The sequence below is a fragment of the Sodaliphilus sp. genome (assembly GCF_045598405.1).
Taxonomy (GTDB): Bacteria; Bacteroidota; Bacteroidia; order Bacteroidales; family Muribaculaceae; genus Sodaliphilus; species Sodaliphilus limicaballi.
This window is the reverse complement of the sequence record NZ_JAZLLZ010000165.1, coordinates 1-5,566: the sequence shown is the minus strand read 5'-3', so window position 1 is coordinate 5,566 and position 5,566 is coordinate 1. Positions and strand designations below refer to the sequence as shown.

The window sequence follows — 5,566 nt, the reverse complement described above, 5'->3', positions numbered from 1 at the left end:
TCCGATTAGCGTCCTGCTGGACGCATTTTTGCGGTTTACCTATACCCCCACCGCCACTACGTTCGGCGGTGGGGGTTATTTAGATATTGTCCTACTGGACAATAAATTAGCATCATTTATTATAAAAGCTAAAGTTGAATTTGTTAATATACTTTCAATAACAGATTGCGAGTGGTTTCTGCACGCAGGGACTTTACCCATAGCCACTACTAACCAGATCCGCTGTGTTACTTTGTTATGTCCTGGATGCCGGCTGCGGTTGACGGACGGCCGTTGTTGAGGGCGGGACGGTATTTCGTGAGTTTGCCAGTGTCGTCGATGATAGTGATTTCGACATCGCTCTTGTGATCCTCGTTGCAACGCACGATGATGGGCTTGCTGTCACCCCTATACATCACTTCGCCGGTGTTGACATCCTTGACAGTAACCGAAGCCGAGGGTTGAGAGGGAACAATCATGTATATCTCACGCCCCTTGGTTGTAGCAGCATAGCCGTTAATATCCTTGGTTTGTCCATATTTGGCAAATGCGTCTTCATGAGTGAGCGTTGAGAAGGTCCACCCCTCGCCCAGGTAAGCGACCTGTGCCACTGCGTTGGGGTCCACCTTGACGGGCTCATCCTCCTTGGGTGCGGGGCCTGCTGCAAGGCTCTCCCCTATCTCGTCGCCTATCCAGCTGTAGATGGCGTTAGGGTCAATCGATGAGTCGCCGGCATCGAGACGGGTATCGGTGACGAATGCTGCAAGCTTGCCATTGAACATGATGCTTCGATGATAGAATTTGTGTCCGTCGGCAACACATTTTATGACGAAACACGTGTCGTCGAGCTGCTTGTATTCAATCTCGGCTTTCTTGCCGTTGTAGTGGGCCAACGCTGCACTGAACTCTTCCTCGATCGAAGCGTCACTCTTGCGGGCAGTGACTGTGATCGACGCGATGCCGTCTTTAGACTGGCAAGTGAAACCGCCGTCTTTCTCCTTGAAGTCCTGGTAAGACACGGGGTACTTGACCGAGTAGTCAAACTCGCTGCTGTGAAAATATTTTGTGCCCTCACGCAGAGGGTTGTTGTCGTTCTTGATTTGCTCAATCTGCTCGTCAGACATCTGAACGCCTTGTCCTGAAGTGGTTCCAGGGCCACCTGTGCATGCACACATAACCAAGGCAATCGACAATGCAATAAAAGTTTTCTTCATAATCATGTAAAATTTAAATGCCAGTTGCAAATTTACAGCAAAACCATTGCTTTTACAAATATTATGGCAATTTTTTCAGATTCGAGGATTCAACCCACTTTGCACTTTGCCTTACCGACCGACCATCTCCCACAGAAGGCACAGAGGTGACTGAGTTTTTTCCCTTTGTCCACCTGGCAAAACAACCACAGAAACAGATTGAACAGATTTTTTATCTCCCGATATTATTCAATGGGGAAAGGGGTTACGTTGAGTGAAATGCTCTTGGCGTTGCGGTCGAGGTTCACTTTCACGTCTTTGTAGCCAGGTGCCTTGACGATGATGGTCATGCCTCGGGGAATGGTCATCTCGAAGTTTCCTATCGAGTCGCCGTGTGCCACCACCTTGTTGCCCTGCTCCAGGTAGATGACAGCGTTCTCAACTGGTCGGCCGGGACGGTCCTTCTCGCGTATGGTACCTGTCACTTGAACTACATATTTGGGTGCGTCGATCGGCCATTTGTTGTTATATATCACGCAGTCCTTTTGTTTTTTGCATGGACGATTGGCTACCACAACCTCGCCGAGCGACATTGGGCCCTCGCTCATGATGATAAAGGCGTCGAAGTTGGTCACGGCATCTTCGGGCACAGTAAAAGTAATATCCTCTTGCCCAATATATTGAATATCAACCTTGGTTCCGCGCGGCACTTCTATGGAGAACATTCCTTCCATGTTGGTGGAGGTAAAATATGTGCCATTGCACTTGATTGTGGCTCCTATCAACGGTTCCTTCATCTCGTCGGCAACGATACCGTTAACGATGATTCTATTGCCTTGCGCAGGGGTTGAGGGGATGAGTTTGATGTCGCCAGGCTTGGGAGGCAACGGTTTATGCTGTGCGGCCGGCGACGGCACAGGTTCAGGAACCGCAGCCATAGCGGGCGCATAGGCCAGGAACATCGACGCAGCGATGCCTGCCACGGCAACGGCCTTTCCGGCGCGACGGCGCAGCGACAGCTGTTGCTCGAGGTAACGCACCTCGGCCTCGCACTTGGGGCATGTGCCGGTGCATTCGCCCTTGAAGCTGCACTCGCTGGTGACAAACTCGATGCCGTTGGCACGCGCAATCTCACAGCGCACATCTTTCAATCTCTTACAAATATCCTTCCCTCTGCTCATAATCAGTGACCTATCACATAAATTTGGTTGCAAATTTACAAGAAATAATCGAGAGAAACAAATATCGCCACGTGTGATTTTTTTTTAAAACAATAGATTAATCCCCGCGCGGATTTCACGGATAACACAGATTTAGTAATAACTGAAAGAAATTAAAATAATTAGAATAATTCAAGTTTCGCATGTTGCTAAACTATCGTTTATTGTATTGTAGGTCGCGTACTTTCAGCACGCATTCCCTTTTGTTTCAGTATCCGGGGGTTGCGTTCGCTGCGCTCACTTCACCCCCGCGCATTGTTGGCAGAGGTTCGCTGGTCGCGGCACGGGCTTCGCCCACTAGCCGCTGCTCACTCTGCCGAGCTCGCTACGCTCGGTTATTGATAGTCGCACAAGTGCGACCACGCACCTGTCGGCGCGATGAATACATTATTTGTTGCAATATAGTAAATTACAGCTTGCGAAACTTGAATAAACATAAATAAAAAACTGTTTTTCAGCGAAGCGGGGTTTTTTTTGTTTTTTTCTTTTCTCCCACCGAGGCAAAAGAGGATAGAAAAACTAGATAAAAAGAACCGTCCCTTTTATCTACGGGAGGCATTATTAACAGGAACGGCGACAACCGTTACTACGGAATCCCTGTAAGGGCAGTGCGAGTTCTGTCAGAATAAGGACTCGGTTACGATGCAGTGCGGCCCCTGCCGAGGCCGATGTGGTAGATGACTATCCTGTCCGACGGTCTGCTCCCTGTCCGACGGTCTGGCGACCGCCGGTTACGATGCAGTGTGACGGGTTCCCCGTCGTGAATGGTTGTGTTGCTTTCAGCTAGTTATAGGGGAGTGCTGTGTCACTGCCGCGTGAAGTGCCTGTTTTTTTTTAGGATTAACATGTTTTGTAATACTTGTCCTTAAATGTTGTCGGTTTTCGTTGTGTAGAAACGATATTTCTGTGAATAATAGGGTAAAATAGTAAATAATCATCATTTGTTCTCTGTCTCACTATAATATATTTATTAAGGATTGATTTTATCAGATTTATTTTGTAACTTTGTCAATTAAAATACTTATCATTAGAAAAGATTGTACTCAATAATTAATGGGGACTATATACAATTTGACCCCGAATGAAAAATAATAAATCCAACATTTCCTTAGTTGAAGTGTTGGATTGCCTATTATATCGAATGAAACATTTTATGAATTACTTCACGAATGATTGAGCGTAGTTGAGATTCTTTGAGTACTATCTTGTTGGTATGCAACAATGATTCATTAGGCAAAATGTTCCCTTTTGCATCTACCTCATTATTGGGGTTATCTCTTACAATTGTTTGTCTTGGATGAACAGGATTGTTTGTTGATGGTATAGGTTTATCTTCTATGTCATTAGGAGTAATTGGATTCCTACTTGCTTTCTTGTTTGCTTTCTTCTTCAGAGGGTCAGTAAAAACAGTTGTTTCATCTAACCTTTTAATTTGATTAATAACTCTCTTAAAATCTTTGATACTGAGATTATCAAGTTTATAAACGTATTGTTCTACTACAAAATAAGTATATACAGTACTAATAGAACCATCTTCATTTTCTATTTGTTGAGGCTCTGTTACTTTCTTATATTCGATTGGTCTATTTGAAAATACAACACTAAGATTTTGCAATGATAATGTTGGGTCATACCTGTGTTTTACCCATGTGTTCATATAAGTACCATGATTAGATACCCTTATCTGTATCTTACAATTATCACTAATCCTATGATAATATGATTTTGAAACTTCTATTTTATTTCCGTCACTATCTGTAACTATTTCCTTGTTTTCGGATTTGCTTGGTACAAACCAAGAATCATTGTGTAAGAATAGTAATATCTGTTCATTTGTTAGCATTAATAGAATATCATTTTATTATAAATATCATAAGTTAGCAAAAATTAGTCCTCAACACCAAACAAATCCACACCCTTTTCCTTGAAATAGAAAATAATATCAATTTCTAATTCATTCAATAATGTATCATACATACTTTCATCAAAATTCTCTATATCATTTGGTATTGTCTTTGAAATGCCGCAATCTACACAAATGGAGTTTTTTTGTTCATCATACCATATCTTCATAGGAGGATGATTAGCCCAATGAAACATAGGAACAAACCTTCCATGATACGATTTCATTATATCAGTTATTTTCTTCATTCTATTTACTATAATTTTCTTTTTTATTCTGCAAATATATCATTTTGTTCTCATATAACCTAATAAAAATGAGATACAAACATCCTCTGTATCTCATTTTACTAATTTATTTGATATTTTCCAAATCCGTACTCAAGATTCTTAGGCATCTAAGACACCACGGACACAGAGTCCATAAATCATTCGACTCACACTAGACACTTTGCAGTTATATTGAGAAAAAGATAAAATTACTGCTTTTGCAGAGTCAGTTGTTTCAAGTGAAGATGTCCATACATATGCATCTTGACCTTGGTAGTCGTTATCAAGACCATAATAAGACCCTGAAGCAGGTATGAATATATACTTGCTTGAATCTGTGGTATTTATAAACTTTCTACCCTTCACGCCGTTAACTGTTATCCATTCGTTGGTTGTATTATTGATTAATTCATTCAATTCTTCTTCAGTAGGCATTCGCCAATCACCACCCATATTTACGTGTGCAGCATCATCCTCAGGGTCAAGAGTGACCTTATTATCTATTGTTCCATAATCGCTATCTGTATTGTATTTGGTCAGTGCTTCATATGAACCAAATTTATAATCTTGAGAAAACTCATGCTCCTCATTGTCATAATACCCTTCAGTGTCACCCCAAGCAAAATATTTGCCATATTCCAAAGGGTTATTAGCACCCACATTACAAGTTGCCCACTTTAAACCGCTTGGAAGACCAAGGTCAACATATTCGTAAGTCGGTTGTGGTTCCACTTCTTCATAATGTACTTTTTCATTGTCTTCAGTGAGTGCAACATAAGGACTTTCAAGTTGTTCTTTTGCTGCTTCAAAATCAGCAACTGTGTCAAATACTTTTAAATGTTTGAGTTCACTCTAAAAAGTCGTAACTACTCAGGTAGGGGTACACGCCCTTAGCTCGCAACTCAAAAGTTGCGAGCTAAGGTGCTGTTTTAATAAAACTGTTGATTATTTCTCTATCTTATACCTTGCGACTTCCACAAGTGCATCAAGCGGATTCTGTTT

General features: G+C 42.2%; 5 protein-coding genes. All 5 read right to left on the bottom strand.

Going from position 1 to position 5,566, the window contains the following annotated elements; genetic code table 11:
* Nucleotides 1-227: 227 nt before the first annotated feature.
* A complete protein-coding gene (locus tag ACKI3C_RS11425; RefSeq protein WP_407405144.1) occupies nucleotides 228-1,193 on the bottom strand; it encodes a hypothetical protein in 966 nt (321 codons plus the stop codon).
* A gap of 224 nt (nucleotides 1,194-1,417) precedes the next feature.
* Nucleotides 1,418-2,314 (bottom strand): carboxypeptidase-like regulatory domain-containing protein, encoded by an 897-nt coding sequence (locus ACKI3C_RS11420; protein WP_407405143.1) that lies wholly within the window; start codon nucleotides 2,312-2,314, stop codon nucleotides 1,418-1,420.
* A gap of 1,210 nt (nucleotides 2,315-3,524) precedes the next feature.
* Nucleotides 3,525-4,235, bottom strand: a complete 711-nt coding sequence (locus ACKI3C_RS11415; RefSeq protein ID WP_407405141.1) for a hypothetical protein — start codon at nucleotides 4,233-4,235, stop codon at nucleotides 3,525-3,527.
* 44 nt (nucleotides 4,236-4,279) lie between these two features.
* Nucleotides 4,280-4,543: a hypothetical protein gene (locus ACKI3C_RS11410; RefSeq protein ID WP_407405139.1), complete on the bottom strand. Its 264-nt coding sequence runs from the start codon at nucleotides 4,541-4,543 to the stop codon at nucleotides 4,280-4,282.
* A 141-nt stretch (nucleotides 4,544-4,684) separates the two neighbouring features.
* Nucleotides 4,685-5,296: a hypothetical protein gene (locus tag ACKI3C_RS11405; protein ID WP_407405137.1), complete on the bottom strand. Its 612-nt coding sequence runs from the start codon at nucleotides 5,294-5,296 to the stop codon at nucleotides 4,685-4,687.
* Between the last annotated feature and the right edge of the window lie 270 nt (nucleotides 5,297-5,566).

What these genes read in the sequence shown, in the direction of transcription:
- ACKI3C_RS11425 (WP_407405144.1), bottom strand. Translation starts at nt 1,193, where the DNA reads ATGAAGAAAACTTTTATTGCATTGTCGATTGCCTTGGTTATGTGTGCA.
- ACKI3C_RS11415 (WP_407405141.1), bottom strand. Translation starts at nt 4,235, where the DNA reads ATGCTAACAAATGAACAGATATTACTATTCTTACACAATGATTCTTGG.
- ACKI3C_RS11410 (WP_407405139.1), bottom strand. Translation starts at nt 4,543, where the DNA reads ATGAAGAAAATAACTGATATAATGAAATCGTATCATGGAAGGTTTGTT.